The sequence below is a fragment of the Hoeflea algicola genome (genome assembly GCF_026619415.1).
GTDB classification, from domain to species: domain Bacteria; phylum Pseudomonadota; class Alphaproteobacteria; order Rhizobiales; family Rhizobiaceae; genus Hoeflea; species Hoeflea algicola.
In genome coordinates this window covers 130701-148813 of the sequence record NZ_JAOVZR010000001.1, presented here as the reverse complement: position 1 = coordinate 148813, position 18113 = coordinate 130701, and the positions used below count along the sequence as shown (strand labels likewise).

18 protein-coding genes are annotated in these 18113 nt (G+C 59.9%); 6 read left to right on the top strand and 12 right to left on the bottom strand.

Annotated elements, in window-relative coordinates:
* Window positions 1-60 precede the first annotated feature (60 nt).
* Complete coding sequence (locus OEG84_RS00745; protein ID WP_267651961.1) at window positions 61-1446, top strand: diguanylate cyclase; 1386 nt, start codon at window positions 61-63, stop codon at window positions 1444-1446.
* A 140-nt stretch (window positions 1447-1586) separates the two neighbouring features.
* Entirely contained in the window at window positions 1587-2774 is a 1188-nt protein-coding gene (locus OEG84_RS00740) for an alkane 1-monooxygenase (protein WP_267651960.1), read from the top strand.
* A 107-nt stretch (window positions 2775-2881) separates the two neighbouring features.
* Here the strand turns inward: OEG84_RS00740 and OEG84_RS00735 are convergent, their stop codons facing one another.
* The 7 genes from OEG84_RS00735 to OEG84_RS00705 all read right to left on the bottom strand — a co-directional run bounded on the left by OEG84_RS00735 (window position 2882) and on the right by OEG84_RS00705 (window position 9557).
* Window positions 2882-4390, bottom strand: a complete 1509-nt coding sequence (locus OEG84_RS00735) for a methyl-accepting chemotaxis protein (RefSeq protein ID WP_267651959.1) — start codon at window positions 4388-4390, stop codon at window positions 2882-2884.
* Between the two features lie 256 nt (window positions 4391-4646).
* The gene (locus OEG84_RS00730; protein ID WP_267651958.1) at window positions 4647-5036 is read right to left on the bottom strand and encodes a hypothetical protein; all 390 of its coding nucleotides are present in this window, start codon (window positions 5034-5036) and stop codon (window positions 4647-4649) included.
* Complete coding sequence (locus tag OEG84_RS00725; protein WP_267651957.1) at window positions 5033-6109, bottom strand: tellurite resistance/C4-dicarboxylate transporter family protein; 1077 nt, start codon at window positions 6107-6109, stop codon at window positions 5033-5035. The genes OEG84_RS00730 and OEG84_RS00725 overlap by 4 nt, the downstream gene beginning before the upstream one ends.
* Window positions 6110-6453: 344 nt before the next feature.
* Window positions 6454-7086 (bottom strand): LysE family translocator, encoded by a 633-nt coding sequence (locus OEG84_RS00720; RefSeq protein ID WP_267651956.1) that lies wholly within the window; start codon window positions 7084-7086, stop codon window positions 6454-6456.
* Between the two features lie 35 nt (window positions 7087-7121).
* Complete coding sequence (locus OEG84_RS00715; RefSeq protein WP_267651955.1) at window positions 7122-7787, bottom strand: DNA-3-methyladenine glycosylase I; 666 nt, start codon at window positions 7785-7787, stop codon at window positions 7122-7124.
* Window positions 7788-7899: 112 nt separating this feature from the next.
* Window positions 7900-8574, bottom strand: coding sequence for a spermidine synthase (locus OEG84_RS00710; RefSeq protein WP_267651954.1), 675 nt, complete (start codon window positions 8572-8574; stop codon window positions 7900-7902).
* A 290-nt stretch (window positions 8575-8864) separates the two neighbouring features.
* Window positions 8865-9557: a hemerythrin domain-containing protein gene (locus tag OEG84_RS00705; RefSeq protein WP_267651953.1), complete on the bottom strand. Its 693-nt coding sequence runs from the start codon at window positions 9555-9557 to the stop codon at window positions 8865-8867.
* Between the two features lie 122 nt (window positions 9558-9679).
* Between OEG84_RS00705 and OEG84_RS00700 the strand changes: the two genes are divergently transcribed.
* Window positions 9680-10603 (top strand): LysR family transcriptional regulator, encoded by a 924-nt coding sequence (locus OEG84_RS00700; RefSeq protein ID WP_267651952.1) that lies wholly within the window; start codon window positions 9680-9682, stop codon window positions 10601-10603.
* A 175-nt stretch (window positions 10604-10778) separates the two neighbouring features.
* Entirely contained in the window at window positions 10779-12185 is a 1407-nt protein-coding gene (locus tag OEG84_RS00695; protein ID WP_267651951.1) for a putative bifunctional diguanylate cyclase/phosphodiesterase, read from the top strand.
* On the opposite strand, the gene OEG84_RS00690 is transcribed toward OEG84_RS00695, so the two are convergent.
* The 3 genes from OEG84_RS00690 to OEG84_RS00680 are packed head-to-tail and all read right to left on the bottom strand — an operon-like array spanning window position 12186 to window position 14011.
* A complete protein-coding gene (locus OEG84_RS00690) occupies window positions 12186-13046 on the bottom strand; it encodes an SDR family oxidoreductase (protein WP_267651950.1) in 861 nt (286 codons plus the stop codon).
* A gap of 22 nt (window positions 13047-13068) precedes the next feature.
* Window positions 13069-13680 carry a protein-methionine-sulfoxide reductase heme-binding subunit MsrQ gene (locus OEG84_RS00685; protein ID WP_267651949.1) on the bottom strand — a complete coding sequence of 204 codons (612 nt, stop codon included), beginning with the start codon at window positions 13678-13680 and terminating at the stop codon, window positions 13069-13071.
* 46 nt (window positions 13681-13726) lie between these two features.
* Window positions 13727-14011 (bottom strand): DUF2218 domain-containing protein, encoded by a 285-nt coding sequence (locus tag OEG84_RS00680; protein ID WP_267651948.1) that lies wholly within the window; start codon window positions 14009-14011, stop codon window positions 13727-13729.
* A gap of 103 nt (window positions 14012-14114) precedes the next feature.
* On the opposite strand from OEG84_RS00680, the gene OEG84_RS00675 reads away from it, so the two are divergent.
* A complete protein-coding gene (locus OEG84_RS00675; RefSeq protein WP_267651947.1) occupies window positions 14115-14990 on the top strand; it encodes a LysR family transcriptional regulator in 876 nt (291 codons plus the stop codon).
* Between the two features lie 197 nt (window positions 14991-15187).
* The gene (locus OEG84_RS00670) at window positions 15188-16432 is read left to right on the top strand and encodes a cation:proton antiporter (RefSeq protein ID WP_267651946.1); all 1245 of its coding nucleotides are present in this window, start codon (window positions 15188-15190) and stop codon (window positions 16430-16432) included.
* A 22-nt stretch (window positions 16433-16454) separates the two neighbouring features.
* Here OEG84_RS00670 and OEG84_RS00665 read toward each other — a convergent pair whose 3' ends face one another.
* The gene (locus OEG84_RS00665) at window positions 16455-17582 is read right to left on the bottom strand and encodes an ATP-dependent DNA helicase (protein ID WP_267651945.1); all 1128 of its coding nucleotides are present in this window, start codon (window positions 17580-17582) and stop codon (window positions 16455-16457) included.
* Window positions 17583-17661: 79 nt separating this feature from the next.
* Window positions 17662-18051 (bottom strand): Rrf2 family transcriptional regulator, encoded by a 390-nt coding sequence (locus OEG84_RS00660; protein ID WP_267651944.1) that lies wholly within the window; start codon window positions 18049-18051, stop codon window positions 17662-17664.
* Window positions 18052-18113: the final 62 nt, after the last annotated feature.

Sequence of the window (18113 nt, the reverse complement as noted above, 5' to 3'; positions counted from 1 at the left end):
TGAACAGCGTTGCGTACTCGGCAGGCTGATTGTGCGAGAAAGGCCCAGACGGGAGCAACCATGCCAGGCTATCCCCTACCCGACCGTGAAACCGAGCGATTGGCCAAGCTGCAAAAATACACGATTCTGGACAGCTTGCCGGAAGCCGCTTACGACCGGATCACCCGGCTTGCCTCGCACATGCTCAAAGTCCCAATCGCGCTGGTGACGCTGGTCGATAGTGACCGGCAATGGTTCAAATCCAAGGTCGGAATTGATGTGCAGGAAACCCCGCGCGACATCTCCATGTGCGCCCATACGATCTGTCGGCCGGATGTCTTCGTGGTCGAAGATACAACGCTCGACGAAAGGTTCCGCGACAACCCGATGGTTATCGGCGAACCCGGCGTGAGATTTTACGCAGGCGCGCCTTTGAATGCCAGCGACGGGCTGATCCTGGGGACATTGTGCGTCGCGGATCGCGTGCCGCGGACCCTTAGCGAAATGGAGAAATCGCTTCTTGTCGATCTCGCCGCCATCATCGCCGACGCGTTGGAAACCCGGCTGCTGCTGGAACGGGCCGAGAAAGCCGAGAACCGGCTCTCAGATGCCATGGAATGCCTGCCCAGCGGCTTCGTGCTGTTTGACAAGGAAGACCGGCTGGTGCTGTGCAACAGCCGTTACCGCGAAATCTATTCGAGAAGCGCCGATGTGATCAAACCCGGCGCTCTTTTTGAAGACATGGTTCGCACCGGCGTTGAGCGCGGACAATACCCGCAGGCTGCAGGCAAGGAAGACGCTTGGATCGCCAGCCACGTGCAAGTTCACCAGAACCCGGGTGAACCGACCGAGCAATATCTTCCCGACGACCGCTACATCCAGGTTCACAACCGGCGCACTGGCGAGGGCGGACTGGTAGGCTTCCGGATCGATATCAGCGAGAAGAAACGCCAGGAACAGGCATTGGCATTGATGGCCTGGACCGACGGCCTAACCGGTGCCCTGAACCGCCGCCGCTTCTTCGAACTTGCCACCATCGAAATCGGGCGGGCGCGGCGCGAAGAAGCGCCGATGTCGCTGTTGTTGCTCGATGCTGATCACTTCAAGAAGATCAATGACCGCGACGGCCACGCGGCGGGCGACCGGGTGCTTGAAGGCCTGGTGGCGCGCTGGGAAGCGGAGCTGCGCCCGCATGACATGATCGGCCGCGTCGGCGGCGAGGAATTTTGCGTGTTGCTGCCCGGCATGGGCGAAGCCGAGGCGCTGCGTGCCGCCGAACGACTACGCGCAGCAATCGCCGATCTGCCGTTCGCCGTCGAGGGGCAGTTGATCCGGGTCACGGTAAGCGCCGGTATCGCAACGTTAAACGCCGACGACACCCTTGAGACGCTGATGAAGCGTGCCGATATGGGCCTGTATGAAGCCAAGGAAGCAGGGCGCAACCGCTTCGCCGTCTACGCTGCATAACCGCGCCGGCCTGGCCGCCGGTTAAGGCGGTCGCGAAGCCGGTAATTGGCCGCTACCACCTCCATCTTATGCGCGCGCCTCTGGCTTGCGTTGGCACAATCGTCGGCATACCATTCGGTTTTTCGGGGGAGTGTTGACAGATGATCTTCGTTTCCACCACGAAAAACGGCAATCGCATCGAATATCGTGACAACAAGCGCTGGCTGTGGATCTTGTCAGTGCTGGCACCTTCGCTGTCCGGTTTTGCTGCACTCGCCTATCAGGTGAGCGGCAATGCCTGGTGGGTACTGGTTCCTGTCGTCTCCTACTACGGCCTGTTCGTCGCCGCCGATCACCTGATCGGCGTTGCCCCGAACAATCCGCCCGAGGAAATCGTCGAGGAACTGGCTGGCGACTCCTATTACAGGATACTGCTGTTCCTCTCGGTTCCGGTGTTCTGGTTTTCGTTTCTCACCTGCGCGATCGCCGCCGGGCAGCCCGACACGCCGATCTGGGCCTGGCTGGGACTGGCGCTGAGTGCCGGGATCAGTTCCGGCACGGCGATCACGGTTGGTCACGAACTCGGCCACAAGCTCAACCGGCTCGATCAATGGGGTGCCAAACTCGCCAACGCCGTGTCAGGCTACGGACATTTCTGCATCGAACACAATCGCGGCCATCACGTTCATGTCGCCACCCCGGAAGATCCGGCCTCGGCACGGCTTGGTGAAAGCCTGTGGCGGTTTGCCTTGCGGGAATTCCCCGGAACTGCGGTGCGCGGCTGGCGCATCGAACGCGCCCGGCTGGCGCGCAAGGGCTTGTCTTTCTGGCACTGGCGCAACGACATCCTGCAGGGCTACGCGATCACGCTGATCGCCGATGTGACGCTGATCATTGCCTTTGGCTGGACCATGATCCCGTTCCTGCTCCTGCATAATCTGGTCGGTTGGATGCAACTGACGTTCGCCAATTATGTCGAGCATTACGGGCTCAGGCGAATGCAGGGACCGGATGGTCGTTACGAGCCGTGCGAGCCGCGCCATTCCTGGAACACCAACCACATCGTCACCAACCTGATGCTGTTTCACCTGCAGCGACATTCCGACCATCACGCCAACCCCTTGAGGCCCTATCAGGCGCTGCGCTCATTTGCGGAATTGCCGACATTGCCGTCGGGCTATCCGGGAACGTTTCTGCTGGCGTCAATCCCGCCGTTGTGGTTCCGGGTGATGGATCCCAAGGTGATGGAATGGGCAGGCGACGATCTTGGCAAAACCAATCTCGACCCGGCGCGGGCGACGGAATACAAAGCACGCGGGGCTACGCAGGCCGCACCAGCCAGCCAATAGGCTCGAGACCCGGCGCCTGAACACCCCGGTCGACACAACCAATCGGCACGAAGCCGTGGCGGCGCGGGGCCCTCCGGCCCCACACCCCAATCCGGCTGCGGGACCGCTCAGGCCGCCCTGTCGCCGCGGTCCCACCCGGCCGATGCACTGGCTTGACCGGACACTGTGAAACGCCCGGTCAGTTCGGCCAGATTCTGATTGATCAGCAACAGGTTGTGTGTGGCGGCATTGGTTTGCTCGACCATACTGGCATTTTGTTGGGTGATCAGATCCATCGAATTGACCGCCTGGTTGATCTCGGCAATGCCGGCGGCCTGTTCCTGGGCGGATTGCGAGATCGATGCGAAGTGATCGTTGATGACCTGCACCTGACCGCCGATGCTGTCTAGTGCTTCGCCGGTCTTGTGGACCAATGAAACGCCATGCACGACATCATTGTAGGAGGTCTCGATCAACTCCTTGATCTCCTTGGCGGCAGCGGCCGAGCGTTGCGCAAGTTCGCGGACCTCCCGAGCAACCACGGCAAACCCACGTCCGGCCTCACCCGCCCGCGCCGCCTCGACACCGGCATTGAGCGCCAGCAGATTGGTCTGGAAGGAAATCTCGTCGATCACGGTAATGATCTGCGTGATCTTTTCGGAGGACTGCTCGATCTTGCCCATCGCCGCGACCGCCTGCTCAACCGTCCTGACCGAAGCGGCCGCCTGTTCGGATGTCTGCTCGACGACATGACGCGCCTCGCTGGTGCGATCGGCCGATTGGCTCGAAATCGTGGTGATTTGTTCGATCGCAGCGGCAGTCTGCTCAAGCGCCGCGGCCTGCTGTTCGGTTCGCCGGGCCATGTCGTCGGTGGCACCCGACAATTCACGGGTATCGGTGACAGCCTGGCGAGTGGCGCCGATGATCTCGGCAAAGGTCTCACTCAGCTTGGCGATGGAGCCGTTGTAATTATCCTTGAGTCCGTCAAAGTCAGCGGCCAGAGGCTCGGTAATGCTGGCGCTCAGATCGCCTTCGGCCATCCGCAGCAGTGCTTGCTCGAGCGCGCCCAGCGCGGCATCCTGTTCTTGCTTGATCCTGGCCTTTTCCACCTCGACCTCAGCACGCTCCTGGGCCAGCGACTCGAGATAGACGGAGATGGCGTAGTCCATGTCGATCAGCGCAGCCTTGACCACCGCCGACAATCCCTGACTGACCGCTTGCACTTTCTTGTTGCGGCCGAAGCCACCAAGTTCGCTGGTGATGATGTCGGTCATCAGCGCGTCGACAATGTAGGTATAACCACCAATATACCAGCTCGGCTCAAGCCCGATCTTGGCGTGTACCCTGCCGATCCGGGTGACGGCATCCACATAATTCTGATCGAACTCGGCCGAGGCAATCAATGACCAGTGCGCCTGCTGCATGGTCTTGGCATGTTTGATTTGCGCATCATCGCGGAAAAGCCGGGCGGTTTCCGGCGTGGCGCGAACCTTGTTGTAAAATTTGTCGAGAGCTGGACCAACGGTCTCGTCAATGGTTGGCTTGAGGCCCGACAGCGCCTGACGCTGCGCTTCATCCAGGCCTACGAACTGGAGTTTTCGGGCGATATCGATGTTTTCGGCGGTGTCTCGGCTCATTGCTGCACGATCTTGGATTGTTGCCTTGAGCTGCGCGAACCATCCGCTTTTTCAAGGCCTGTTGGCGAGCCCTCATGGCTCCCGGCCTTGATATTAAGTGTGTGGTAAACCCATGGTAAACATGAATTATTTCTTCTTTAGAAGACCCGATTTTCGACCTTTTGGCGGTCGAGACGACGGCACCTCAACCGCTAGAGGAATATCCTGACGACACACGTCAGCCACCGTTCGAATCAAGGGATTTGTTGGGCTGGATTTACCCGTTGCCAGTCACGCCCGCGAAGATCGACAGAAGTTCGATCTGCCGGAAGGTAAGTACCAGTGCGATGTTGCCGGCCCAGGCCACGGTAAGGAATCGCGCGAATTGCGCCCAGACGCTGTCCTCGGCCAGCGAACAGCGCCAGATAGAAATCAGGATCCAGACCGTATAGAGCCCCAGCAAGAGCAGCAGCACCTGTTCTGCACCGATCAGTCGCAAATAGATCAAGCGTGCATAAAACAGGATCATGATGGAACTGGTGAAAACGCCATAGAACCAGAATGCAGTGGCGAGCGTTGCCTTGCCGTGCCAGGCGCGAATCTCCGGCGCGAAAATATATGCAAGCACCGGCCAGAAGGTGCCCTCCGGTTGCGGATGGCGGTTCATGCGGCTTTCCCGTCGCGCAACAATGTCACCAGATAGGCGCCGAAGGTCAGCAGCCAGGCCGCCAGCGCGATCCAGGCGAAGGCCAGCGGCAGCGTATCCAGGAAATCAAATTCCAGCGCCCGGGCCATCTGAAAGGTGCTGACTGAATACATGCCGAGCGGGAACACCGCTCCCCAGTAGAGCGGATCGTAGGTCAGCGGAAAGCGCTTGTAGCCGTGGCGCCAGACGCCGAGGATCAGCAGCATCGGGATCCACCAGGTGCCGGTGGCCCAGTAAAACACCGTAAATCCCTTCATGAACGGCACGATGGAATGCAAGAACGGCGCATCCTGCGAGTTTATGATCAACAGCGATCCGGCCAGTGTCGAGATCGCCATCGCTCCCATGTTGATCCAGTAGGGCGGCGACAGATCACCCGGCGAAAACTTGAAAAACGTATAGCGGTAGAAGATCAGCGACATCATCCAGATGTAGAGCATGCCGCCCCACAGCCACATCGACAGCGCCAGGAAATTCAGATCGAGCCGGTAGGGTTGCTCAACCTCGACGGCCAGCAACGATGATAACACGGCAATCGACTGGGTGGCCACCACCGCCAGCAGCCAGGCGCCGCTGATGCCCTGGTCGAGTGACGGCTTTTCCTCCTTGACGGTAAACGCGGTGAAGATCGTGTAGGTGAGCCCGAACCACAGGATCACAGCTACCCACCAGAAGGCGAAACCAATGGTGGCGTTGTGGTCGAGGATAACGAATTCGCTGCCGAGAATGCTGGAGGCTGCAACCATGGTAAAAAAGCCGGGACCACGCAGATGGTCGATCATGTCCATGAAGAAGCTCACGCGGTGGCGGATGATGCGCAGGATGGTCAGTCCCCACAACACCAGATAGGCCACGAACGCAATCGCGAACAGAACCCAGGCCACCACCGGCAAGCCGATCCGGTTGGCGGCGAGCGAAACGATTCCCGTTGCCATCACCATACCGAAATAGGCTGGCGACAACATCCCCAGGTCCGGGTGCCGCATGCGGCTGAGCGCCGACGGCCATTGCTGCTTGTGGGGCGCGATGGCCAAGACAGTTACCTCGCGGCTGTGTGTCGTTCATTTTATGCGCTATGTGACGGCATGAGCAAGATGCCGACACGACCGGTCAAGGCCGCCGCCGGGCTTCAGCGGAGCGGCGCAATCGGGATGACCCGGCAGCACCTCGGGCCCTGATTGCGGCCGCATTGACCAACCATATCAATGATTAAGCGATGTGGGCGAGGGAATCTCCTGCCGACACTGCGAGCTGAAATGCCCGATCATCGGCTGTTGCGAGCAGATGGGGCTGATTGACGCGCCGGGGGCATCCGGGGAAACCAGCGGTTTGAAAATCAGTGCAGTCACACCGGTGCAATACCGGGCTCCTGCTCCATTCATGGAGTGAGCGGATTACGACTGTCTGCCAGGATCTTGCCGCCGATGGCGATGAAGCAGACGCCGGCGGCCCGTTCGACCCAGTGGCGGGCGTTTTGAAACCGCACAATCACCGGCCTCGAGGACATGAACAGCGTAACAACCGAATACCAGACAGCAGCGCTCGTCATTACCAGCGCGATCATGGCGCCCATCACCCAGAGCGGCATGGCGTCGGTGACGGCGGTGGCAAATACACTGGTGAACAGCACAATCGCCTTGGGGGTGGTGAGCGTGACCAGAAACCCGAACAGCAGCGGATTGCCGAGCCGGGTCTCCATCTCGCCGTCAAGCTCGATGGCCGCCGGTTTTGTCAGCAGCAGCCTGATCCCGAGATAGCCAAGATAAAACCCGCCACAGATCCGCACCGCCCAGGCGAGCCATTGGTATTGGACCAGAATGGCGGAAAGTCCGAGCAGGCTGAGACCGGCGTAGAAGCCTAACCCGAAGGTGACACCAAGCGTGGTCAGCAGACCGGCGCGCGTCCCCCGCCCCATGGCGGAACGGACCACGGCGATAAAATCCGGTCCCGGCAGCATCAGCGCCGGAATGAAAATCGCAAACACACTGACAAAGACGATAGTCCATTGCATGGACGTCTCCCTTCATAGTCGAACGGCGCGGCTCGCTACAAGCTCATGGCCAGCACCCGGCTGATGTCGGTCAGCGATCGACCGGATTGCTGCATCCAGACATTAAAGGCCGATTGCACATCAGCGAGCGCCTTCTTCGAGGTCGGCTGACGGTCGACCACGCCCTCGGCGATCAGGCGGGCGACAACACTTTGCGACAGGATAAAACTGTCCTTGCCGATGAAGCGAAGACAATATTGGCCTGAGGTGCCGCCGAGCCGACTGCCGCGTTTCTTCAACAGTTCGAGCAGGCCGATGAAGTCGGTTGAAGGCCAGTCCGCGATGGCCTTGCCGGCACTTCCGGCTTGCGCCGCAAGCGTCTGAACAAAGACTGCATTCTCCTGCACAGAGCGGATCTTGGCGCCATTGCGGATGATCCGCGTGTCGGAGACCAGCCGCTCGAAATCCTCGTCGGTGAGCATGGCGCAATGGCCGATGTCGAACCCATTGAAGGCGGCCTCGAAGCCGGGCCACATGTTTTCGACCACCTTCCAGTTGAAGCCCGCCTGGAACACGCAGCGGGTCATGGTTGCCAGCCAGCGGTCGTCGGGGATCGCTGCCAGCTCGGCGGCGGGCTTGGGCGGCGTCAGCATCGCGTTGAGCGCCTCGGCGCCGCCCTTGCGGCTGGCTGCAATCTCGAAAATCTCGTCGAACGCGCGCATGCTGCCTCACCTGTCTGTCTTGCATCGCTGCGAGATTATCCCGGCCGCTGCGGGTTGGCGAGAGCGCCACGTCCCGATCCGCACCCGCAGCAATGTCCAGACGCCTGGCGCGTCAGCCAGGCCTGTCGGCGACCCAGATCATGTGCCGTGCGCCGCGCTTTTTGGTTCTGGCGCGGGTCGGCACTTCGGTGACGGAAAAGCCCGCTTGCTTGAGCCGCCGGGTGAAGGCGGCATCGGGCGCCGAAGACCAGACCGAGAAGACCCCGCCCGGCTTGAGCGCCAGATAGGCGCTCGCCAGACCTTGGGCCGAGTAGAGCGCATCGTTGCCCTGGCGGGTGAGACCATCGGGGCCGTTGTCGACATCGAGCAGGATGGCGTCCCACGCACCCCTGTCGGCACGGATCAGTTCGCCGACATCGCCTTCATGTAGATTGACGCGGGGGTCAGCGAGGCAATTGCCAAACACCGGCGCCATCGGACCGTGCGCCCATTCAATGACGGCAGGCACCAGTTCAGCGACGGTGATACGCGCACCCTGATCCAGAGCCTTGAGCGCGGCGCGCAGGGTAAAGCCCATTCCGAGCCCGCCGATCAGCAGGCGTGGCTGCGCCCTGCCCTCAAGCTTGGCCGCAGCCAGATTGGCGAGCGCCTCCTCCGAGCCGCTCAGCCGGCTGTTCATCAGTTCGTTTGAGCCAAGCATGATCGAGAATTCATGGCCGCGCTGCATCAACCGCAGCTCCACACCATCATCGAGTTTTACCGCGTCAAGCCGGAGCCAGGGGATCATGGGGCGTCCTCCTGGAGCGCTCGGGGTTCAAGTGAGGCCGTGTGATGACGGGAAATTGGCCAAGTGGCAAGGGCTGGAGTTGGCGCGCGTTGACCAGTCCACGCAAACACGTATGACCGGAGCGGCATTGGCCGTTCCGGTCATTCATTCTTGTCAGCTCTACCACCCGGACTGCTTGCCGTTTTTGGTGTTGCCCATTTTTCCGGTGCGGATGCAGTTTGGACAACCGAGGCATTTTCCCGTTGAAATCCGCGTGCAGGTTGCAACGGGCGTAGGTTCAGCGGCCCGTCTCAACATAACGCGGCCTCCAGCGATTCCCACTCGCCATACTTCCACGGGTTGCCAACCACGGCCGCCATGAAGTCCGGGAAGACCTCGTTCGGCATGCCGGCCTTCATGCCGGTCACCATTTCAGCGCGCTCGGGCCGACTGGCCGCGCCGAGCATGGCGCGCATGAACAGCACCATTGTTTCGGGCGGAATCGATGCGACAATCCGCTCGCGGATCGTGGTGATCTCTGGTGCCGAGAAGTGCTCTTCGATCTGCGGCTGGATCACGGTTTCTTCCTCGTTCATGTGCTTGAAATCGTCGGCCACAAACAGCGCGAACCGCTGGTAGAGCTTGCGCAACAGCGCCGGGCGGCCGGTTTTCGCGACAACCAGGGCATCGGCCAGCCGGCGCAGCTCACCAAAGGCCTCTTCATGGTGCTCGTGATCTTCGCCGGCATGATCGGCCGCCCCCGGCAGACGCTGGTCGAGAACGGTATGAATCTCGCTGTTCTCGTCGGCCAGGTGACACAGGCCCATTTCGATATGGTCGGAGAGTCGCCTCAATGTTGCGGCGACTGCTGAATCGTCAAACGGATCGAGCTGACCGAGCGCAATCAGCATGCGGGCATTGGCGAGCCGCAGTCCCTTGTGAACGGCATAATAGAGGTCTTCTTTCTCGTCGTGAGCGGCGAGGGTTTCTGTCTGGGCATTCATGTCTCGAACTCCACGTAATACCAGGCGTGCCGGCGGTTGAATGGGGCGCGGAATAGCCAATAGGTTTCGCTTGAAAAACAGCCTGAACTCGGATTGAGTATCGAAAATTTCTGGACAATCCGATGGACCAGATCAAGGCGATGAAGGTGTTTCTGCGGGTTGCCGAACGCGGCAGCCTGACGGCAGCCAGCTTTGACCTGGGGCTTTCGCGTGGCGGCGCCAGCGCGATTGTCACCGAGCTGGAAAGATATCTCGGCGTACAGCTGATCGAGCGAACCACCCGTAGCCTGCGGCTGACCGAAGAGGGGCAGTATTATCTCGACAAGGCACGCGCCATAACCGAGGCGGTGGAAAATCTGGAAGACGAAGTCGGCTCCGCCGAGCGCCAGCCACGTGGGCGGCTCAGGGTGCAGATCCCGCCGGGACTGACTACGCTTGCCTTGGCGCCGGCCTTGCCAGCGTTTCTTGCCGCCTGTCCGCAGGTCGATCTTGAAATCCTGTCGCGCGATGGCGTACCGAATTTCGTCGCCGAGCAGATCGACGCCGCGGTGCTGATCGGCGTCCCCCCGGCGATCGACATCGTCGCCCGACCGCTCGGCCGCATTCCGCTGATGACGGTGGCCTCCCCCCGCTATCTCGAGCAGCATGGCATGCCGGCCTCGGTGGCCGATCTGGCGCAACACGAATGCATTCCGATCATCTCGTCGATCAGCGGACGGACGGTGCCGTGGCGGTTCCGGATAGGAGACGAAGAGACAACCGTGCCGGTGCATGGAAGGGTGGCGTTCGAGACCGCGGCCGCAGCGGTGGTCACAGCCAAACGCGGCGCGGGCATCATTCAGCTCGCCAGTTATCTGGTCTTCAGCGAGGTGCGCGCCGGACAGCTTGTGCCGGTGCTCGACGAGATCCGCCCGGACAGCAGCGAGATGTTCCTGGTCCACCCGAGACATCGGTTGAAGCCCAGAAAACTCAGGGTGTTCGAAAAATTCCTGATCGAGCTGAACCCGAGGACCCGGCAGAAATGGGGTGTGCGGCTGGTGCCGTGAGGGAGCCGACACGGCCGTGCCCTTCGCCAACTACATTGTACCGGCCATTTCTTACGCCCGGCCCGACCCACATCCTTAAACCCTGCAATGCCAATAAGTCTTTGAACGGATGCAAGACCGCCTCACTCAAGCTGGCGCTCGAACTTGTGAGATGATGTTGGCAGGACCCCTTCAGATGACGGCCCACAATCCAAGTTCCGAAAAGCACTCGCAGCGGCTGATTTTGGCTTACCAGACTGCGTCCGTGCTGATAATCGCCATAGGCTTGGCGTGGGCCGCATTTTTCACCTGGAGCCAACAATGGTCGTTGGTCACCGCCGACCTGGTGCTTGTTTCGGTGGCCGCGGCAGGCTGGTGGCTGCTTTCATCCGGCCGGCTGAATGCCGCATTGATCGTCACACAGCTGTCGCTGCTGGTCTTCATCATCTTCTACGCCTTGATGTTCGACATTCCGTCCGAGAGCTATCCGAGAAACACGCATCTCTATTTGCTGGACATCGCCCTGCTCGGCTTTATCAACCATCTGCGCGATACATCGAAAATTCAGCTTGCGATCATCGCCGCCTGCATCTGCGCATTTATTGTGTTGGCGAGCACTCATTATGCGCTTCCCTTTGCCCAGCCTATTTCCGACGACATTCGTGCCAATGGCATATGGGTAAACAGCATCCTGACAGCGGGCATATTGTGTGGCGGCATCTACGCCCTCCAGCGGGAATTCACCCGCCCCAAGGGCCTGGCGCTGGAATTGTGCAATGCTGTTCATCGCGGGGAAATGCAGCTGTATTTCCAACCGCAGATCGACGATGTCGGCACGATCCACGGCGCCGAAGCACTGTTGCGCTGGCAACACCCGCAGCGCGGCCAAATTCCGCCCGGTGACTTCATCCCGGTGGCCGAAGAAGCCGGTCTGATGCCGTTGCTCGGCGGCTGGGTGCTCAAGGAAGCTTGCCGCACGCTGGCGATATGGAGCGATGATCCGGTGTTGAGCAAATTGACGCTTGCCGTCAATGTCAGCGCCAGCCAGTTCCAGATCGAGGGTTTCGAAAGCTCTGTGCTGGAATATGTCGGCTTCTATCGCATTGATCCCACATTGCTCCAACTGGAGCTGACCGAAAGCGTGCTTGTCCATGACCTGGCACCGACGGTGGCCAAGATGGAACGCCTGCGCGCCACCGGCATCAGCATCGCGCTGGATGATTTCGGCACCGGGTACTCGTCGCTGAGCTATCTGCGCCGGTTGCCGCTTGACCAGCTCAAGATCGACCGCAGCTTTGTCAAGGAATCGCTGGAAAGCGAACGTGGCGCGGCACTGGTCAAAAGCATCGTCCAGTTGGGCATCGATCTCGGCTTCGTGGTCCTGGCTGAAGGCATTGAGACCCCGGCCCAGCACGCATTCCTGCTCGACTGCGGCTGCCACGAATTCCAGGGCTACCTGTTCGGTCGCCCGATGCGCGAAACTGACTTCGCCGCGCATGTACAACAGGCCACAGGGGCCGCCGCCCAGCCAGCTCCGGTGCGCTCGCGCCCGATCGCGACCGAGCCGACAATCGGGGCCAGTCTGGTGACAGCGCCAGCGTGATCAGGCCTTCGCGCCGGCCCTGATCGCCGAGAAGTAATCCTCCCAGGTTTGATGAGGACGCCCGGCTGCATCAGCATAATTGCTGGGGTTGTCAAAGGCGCCATCACGGATGCCGGAATAGATACCGGTGATCACAGTGCCGATGAATTCGCCGAGTTCGGCAATGCGGTCCTGCTTGTATTCCTCGACGCTCATGGGGCGATATACCAGAGAGGTTCCAAAGGCCTGGTTGAAGCATTCGGCCAGTTCCGCTTGGTTCAGACTCTGGCCATGCAGATTATAAGTATGGCCGTTGTGGGCATCGCTGCCGAGCATTTGCGCATAGGCATAGGCCAGTTCGTCACGGGTGGTGTAGCCGCACTTGCCGTCGCCGGCACAATTGGCGATCTCACCCGAAACCTTGTAGGTTTCGATATAGTCGATGTCCGGCTCGATATAGATGCCGTTGCGGCCGATGACCCAATCCAGCCCGCTTTCGCGCACATCCTGCTCGGTCTGACGGTTGCTCTTTACAACCGCCGAGAAGCTCGAGCCTTCATCCGGCCCCTGCACGCTGGTATAGACGATCTTGCGCACCCCGGCGGTTTTCGCGGCTTCAATCACATTGCGGTGCTGGCCAATACGTTTACCGGGTTCATCCATGCCGGAGACCAGCAGTACGACATCCACGCCGTGGAGGGAACGCTCGAGACCGGCACGGTCGCCGTAATCCCCCTTTCGGACTTCGCCCCCCAGATCCCCGGCCTTCTCTGGAGTTCGGGCAAGGCCGATGACGGTACCGGCGCCGGCACGTGCCGTGAGCGCCCTAACGATTGCACGGCCAAGCTGGCCGCTGGCGGCAGTAACAGCGATTGTGGTCATGGTGGTTTTCCTCGTTTTTGTGTCAGGACGCGATCTTGGGAGCGGCAGCCAGTGAACGCTTGGCGCCTGCGGTTTTCCAGATGCGGTAGATTTCCAGGGCGGCCAGCGGCACAAAATGCACCGGAGCCGGAGCGAAATTGTCGTGAATGAATATCCAGTGCAGCAGGGTGGCGACGGCTGCCGGATAGACAAAGCGTTGCAGCGTCTTCCAAGTGCGGCGAAGCCGGCGGACGGAAGCATCATTGGACGTCAGCGCAAGCGGCACGAAAATGACGAATGCCACCCAGCCCGTCCAGATGCCGAACTTGGCGATATCCGCCGCAACCGCTGACAAAGACCCAAGGTCAATCACGTAATAGAGCGTATGCAAGGCTGCATAGAAGAAGGCGGCCACGCCAAGGTAACGGCGACGGCGCATCAGCCACGGCACCACGCCGGATTTTGGAAACAACATCCGCAACGGCGTGAGCATCATGGCGATGATCATGAACCGGGCAGAAAATTCCCCGGTGGGATGCAGCAACGGCTCGAGATCTCCGCCAGACAATGCGCCGTTGACCAGGGCAATGGACGGCAGGGCAAGAAGCACCCAGAAAGCATAGGGTGAGTTGAAAAAGGTTTTCAGGGTTTTCATAGTGTCGTCTCCGGGTATCGTGATCTTGCCCAAGCGCATCAGATAGTCATGGTTGGTTTGTTGAGTCCCAAGTCACATTGAGGGATTCACGAAAGGCGAAACGCTCAAGATGACCTCCGATCACCTGTTCGAGCTTGCCGATATCGTCGCCCGCAACCGTCAGCACCAGTTCCTCGTCCTGGGCGAATAGAATGCAGGTACCGAAAGGCAAGGTGATGGATCCGTTCAGAGTATCGAACTCAACCGGTACCTTGTGGCCAAAATGCTTGCAGAGCTGTTGCAGATACTGGCTCGCCTTCGGCGTTTGAACATGGCTGATAGATTGGTTCATGGGGATCTCCTTTTCTACTTTTCATAGAATAGGGACGTTCTCATCGTTTGACTTGATGGGATAAATTTGAATTACTATCTCATCCAGTCGAAAGATGTGATCGATGATTGATGATCTGCGTGCACTTGCCATTTTCGCCAAGGTTGCCGAGGCGGGCAGTTTCAGCGCCGCGGGTCGCGCGCTTCGGCTGTCGACTTCCGTGGTCAGCCACCATGTAAAAGCGCTGGAGACTCGGCACGGCGTGACCCTGTTACACCGCTCGACCCGGGCGCTATCGCTGACGGGCGATGGGCATCGATTGCTGGAAGCCGCCATGCGCATGGTCGAAGCGGCCGAGGAAGGCCTCGACACCATCGCCGATATCAGCGACGGGCCTGCTGGCGCCTTGCGGTTGACCATGCCTGCATTCCTGACAAACAGCCCGCAGGAAAACGCGATCTGGCAGTTTGCGCGCCGCTATCCCAATGTAGCGGTTACCCTTCACGGCAGCGATAAACAGATCAATCTGATTGCCGAGGGGTTTGACATGGCCATCCGCCTGGGGGCGATGTCTGACAGCTCTTTAAAGAGCCGCAAGATCGGCACCTTCGAACGCTGCCTTGTCGCTGCCCCCGCTTACCTCGAGACCATCGAAAAGCCTCTGGTTCCTCAAGATCTCGCACGTTGCGATTTCGTGCTCATGGATATGCTGCCCGACAAGTTTGTTCTCACCCGGGGAAAAGAAGAAGTCACATTCCTGCCGGAACAATCGCGGGTTCTGATCAATTCGATCAGCGCCGCCCGATCCGCGGTTCTGGCCGGGCTGGGCGTGCAGAAGTTGCCGCTGAGCGAAATAGGTCAGGATCTCGCCGCCGGGCGTCTGGTGCGGGTTCTGCCGGACTGGTCGATGCCGACGCTCAACATCCACGCCGTCTGGCCTGGATCAAGCCGCCGCGGTAGCCTGGTCCGGTTGCTGCTGGAGTTCCTAGGCGACGCATAGATCAAGCGGCAAGCCTCCTTGGAAACGAACGACAGCGCCCCTTAAGCGAAAAGCACGTGGAACTTTCACGGCTCTGCGTCAGTTTAGGATTATCGGGTATGTTGGAGTATCCGTGGCGGCAGTCGCTTGTCTAACTGTCCGTCTGGCGTTTTTCAATGTAGAACAACGATTGCCGGATTTCGGCGCGGGATCAGATTTTGCAGCACGAACCATTCTTCGGACTGAATTCCTATCACGTGGCCCTGGCCGTGATCGGCATCATCGTGATCGTTGCGCGATGGCTGCCGCGCCTGATTTCCAAACGCGAACCGGCGTCAGCGCCGCTGATGATCCTGTTTGGCGCCGGAGCCGCATTGCTGATACCGGGACTGCCGACGCTCCCCGACCCACGTCAGGTGCCGCTGCCTTGGGAACTGGTGAGCGAACTGACCGTGATCGTGGCCTTATTCGGCGCCGGGATGCGCATCGACAGCCTGCGTCCGTGGAAACGCTGGAAACCAACATTTCGGATGCTTGCAATCGCGATGCCACTGACCATTCTGGCCGTTGCGCTGCTGGGCGTCGGTCTTGCCGGGCTGACGGCGGCCGGTGCGATATTGCTGGGCGCAGTGCTGGCGCCGACCGATCCTGTGCTGGCAGCCGATGTTCAGGTCGGGCCGCCGCATGAAGGGGCGGAACACCCGGTGCGCTTCACCCTGACCACCGAGGCGGGCCTGAACGACGGGCTGGCATTTCCCTTCGTCTATCTCGGTTTGATCGTTGCTGCCGAGGGCCTCAATCCCGGCACTTGGGCCGTCGACTGGTTCCTGCGCGATATCGTCTACCGGATCGCGCTGGGAGTCGGTATGGGCTGGGTCGGCGGCTGGGTGTTGGGTTACATCCTTTTCAAGGTGCCAAAGGGTGCGGTTCTGGCTGAAACCGGGTCCGGAGTCATCGCACTGGCGGGTGTGCTGCTGTGTTATGGCTCGACCGAGCTGATCGAAGGCTATGGCTTCATCGCGGTTGCGGTGCTCGGGCTAACATTGCGGCGGATCAACGAAGAGCACCGGTTCCACCGGCAATTGCACGATTTTTCGGAATCCATTGAACATGCGCTGACCGCACTGCTGCTGATCGCGCTCGGTAGCGTTTTGCCGATCCTGTTTGCCGATCTGACCTGGACGCATTTTGTCGTGGCCATCCTGCTGATTCTGGTGATCCGTCCGCTGTCGGGCTGGATTGCCCTATCGAGGTCAAATCTCGACAGTCGCAGCAAAGCAGTGGTTTCCGTCTACGGCGTTCGCGGCATCGGCTCGATCTATTACCTGTGCTACGCGGGCAGCCATATCGAGTTCACCAACGAAGCCCAGCTCTGGTCGCTGATCGCTCTCGTCATTCTGATGTCAACAATCCTGCACGGGTTCACCGTCGGCTGGGCCATGGACCGTCTCAAAGAAGAGTGAGCTGAAGGCGCCAGAATGACGTTTACCTGACAATCACCAGCCGTTCAGCGGCCCGTGTGATCGCGGTATAAAGCCAGCGCTCGCGGCTTTCGCGAAAGGCGTAACTTTCGTCAAACAGCACTACCGAGTCCCATTGCGAACCTTGCGCCTTGTGGACGGTGAGCGCGTAGCCGTAGTCGAAATCATCATAGCGCTTCTTGGTCTGCCAGGGCACTTCGAGGTCGGGAGCGTCGAAAGCGCTTTTGAGCAGCTTGATCTTGGCAGAGCCGCGATCCATATCGTCGTCTTCGGGACGCACCAGCAGGTTGATGCCGGGCTTGACGGTTTCCTTGGACGAGGTCATCACCTGCCAGAGCGAGCCGTTGAGCAGGCCCTTGGAGGGATCGTTCCTAAGACACACCAACTTGTCGCCGGACTGTGGGAAGGCTTGCGTAAAACCCTTCAGCTCGCGCAGACGCTGATTGTAGCGCCGCCGCGTGCGGTTGGTGCCGACCAACACCTGATCGGCTTCGAGCACCATGTCGCGGTCGACGTCGTTCTTGCCGATCACCTGGGCGGTGCCATAATCACCATGCATGATTTCGCGGCCTTCGCGGACCTGCATGGCGAGATCAATGATCGGGTTATCGCGGGCCTGGCGATGGATCTCGGTGAGCAGGATATCGGGCTCGTGCTCGGTGAAATAACCGCCGCCGGAAATCGGTGGCAACTGCCCCGGGTCGCCCAGAACCAGAATCGGCGTGCCAAAGCTCATCAGATCCTTGCCCAGCGCCTCGTCAACCATCGAGCATTCATCGATGATGATCAGCGCAGCCTGGGCCAGCGGACTTTGCCGGTTGATCGAAAACAACGGAGATACAGTGGTCTTGCCGGTTTCTTCGTCGGAGACCTCTTCCTCACCCTTGGGCCGGTAGATCAGCGAATGGATGGTACGGGCGTTCTTGGCGCCACGGGCGCGCAGCACTTGCGCCGCCTTGCCGGTAAAGGCGGCAAACAGCACTTCGCCATCGACATTATCGGCAAAATATTTGGCCAGCGTGGTCTTGCCGGTGCCGGCATAGCCGAACAGCCGGAAGATCGGAGTGCGCCCATCCTTGAGCCAACGCGAGACGGCTTTCAGCGCCTCATCCTGTTGCGGAGAGAATTTCATGCCCTCTCATGGCAGATTCGCCCGTGCCTGTCGTGGCAAATTGGCGGCTTCATGCACGGCTATTTTCAACCCGACAGCATCAAATGATCGATTGCAGGTTGTGGCCTTCCAACGATTGCAGGAAGGCAAATCTTGCCTGCCCGAGCACGCCCTTGAGACGGCAACGTGGCAAGAACGTGCAATTCTGATTGGCAAAACACTCGGCGATGTTGAAATCCGGCTCCATGTGCAGCGCCACCGCCTTGAGGTTGATTTCACTTGCCGGCATCGCCAGCCGGACGCCGCCATTGCGTCCGCGCACGGTGGAAACAAACCCGCCGGCAGCAAGATTGCGCGCCACCTTCATCAAGTGGTTCTTGGACACGCCAAACTGCCGCGACAGGTCGTCAACCGACTTGATCTGATCTGGCGCCTGGCCCAGCGCCATCAGGATGCGAAACGCATAGTCGGTGTGCAACGTCAGGTGCATGAGAAACCTCTTGTATCGGCTTTTATATATTGCATTTGCTGACTATTTCAAATAGTGGTAAT

Excerpts from the sequence above, each read along its gene's own strand:
- OEG84_RS00735 (WP_267651959.1), bottom strand. The coding sequence starts at position 4,390 with ATGAGCCGAGACACCGCCGAAAACATCGATATCGCCCGAAAACTCCAG.
- OEG84_RS00745 (WP_267651961.1), top strand. The coding sequence starts at position 61 with ATGCCAGGCTATCCCCTACCCGACCGTGAAACCGAGCGATTGGCCAAG.
- OEG84_RS00660 (WP_267651944.1), bottom strand. The coding sequence starts at position 18,051 with ATGCACCTGACGTTGCACACCGACTATGCGTTTCGCATCCTGATGGCG.
- OEG84_RS00690 (WP_267651950.1), bottom strand. The coding sequence starts at position 13,046 with ATGACCACAATCGCTGTTACTGCCGCCAGCGGCCAGCTTGGCCGTGCA.
- OEG84_RS00705 (WP_267651953.1), bottom strand. The coding sequence starts at position 9,557 with ATGAATGCCCAGACAGAAACCCTCGCCGCTCACGACGAGAAAGAAGAC.
- OEG84_RS00680 (WP_267651948.1), bottom strand. The coding sequence starts at position 14,011 with ATGAACCAATCTATCAGCCATGTTCAAACGCCGAAGGCGAGCCAGTAT.
- OEG84_RS00700 (WP_267651952.1), top strand. The coding sequence starts at position 9,680 with ATGGACCAGATCAAGGCGATGAAGGTGTTTCTGCGGGTTGCCGAACGC.
- OEG84_RS00720 (WP_267651956.1), bottom strand. The coding sequence starts at position 7,086 with ATGCAATGGACTATCGTCTTTGTCAGTGTGTTTGCGATTTTCATTCCG.
- OEG84_RS00685 (WP_267651949.1), bottom strand. The coding sequence starts at position 13,680 with ATGAAAACCCTGAAAACCTTTTTCAACTCACCCTATGCTTTCTGGGTG.
- OEG84_RS00675 (WP_267651947.1), top strand. The coding sequence starts at position 14,115 with ATGATTGATGATCTGCGTGCACTTGCCATTTTCGCCAAGGTTGCCGAG.
- OEG84_RS00710 (WP_267651954.1), bottom strand. The coding sequence starts at position 8,574 with ATGATCCCCTGGCTCCGGCTTGACGCGGTAAAACTCGATGATGGTGTG.
- OEG84_RS00665 (WP_267651945.1), bottom strand. The coding sequence starts at position 17,582 with ATGAAATTCTCTCCGCAACAGGATGAGGCGCTGAAAGCCGTCTCGCGT.
- OEG84_RS00695 (WP_267651951.1), top strand. The coding sequence starts at position 10,779 with ATGACGGCCCACAATCCAAGTTCCGAAAAGCACTCGCAGCGGCTGATT.
- OEG84_RS00740 (WP_267651960.1), top strand. The coding sequence starts at position 1,587 with ATGATCTTCGTTTCCACCACGAAAAACGGCAATCGCATCGAATATCGT.
- OEG84_RS00715 (WP_267651955.1), bottom strand. The coding sequence starts at position 7,787 with ATGCGCGCGTTCGACGAGATTTTCGAGATTGCAGCCAGCCGCAAGGGC.
- OEG84_RS00730 (WP_267651958.1), bottom strand. The coding sequence starts at position 5,036 with ATGAACCGCCATCCGCAACCGGAGGGCACCTTCTGGCCGGTGCTTGCA.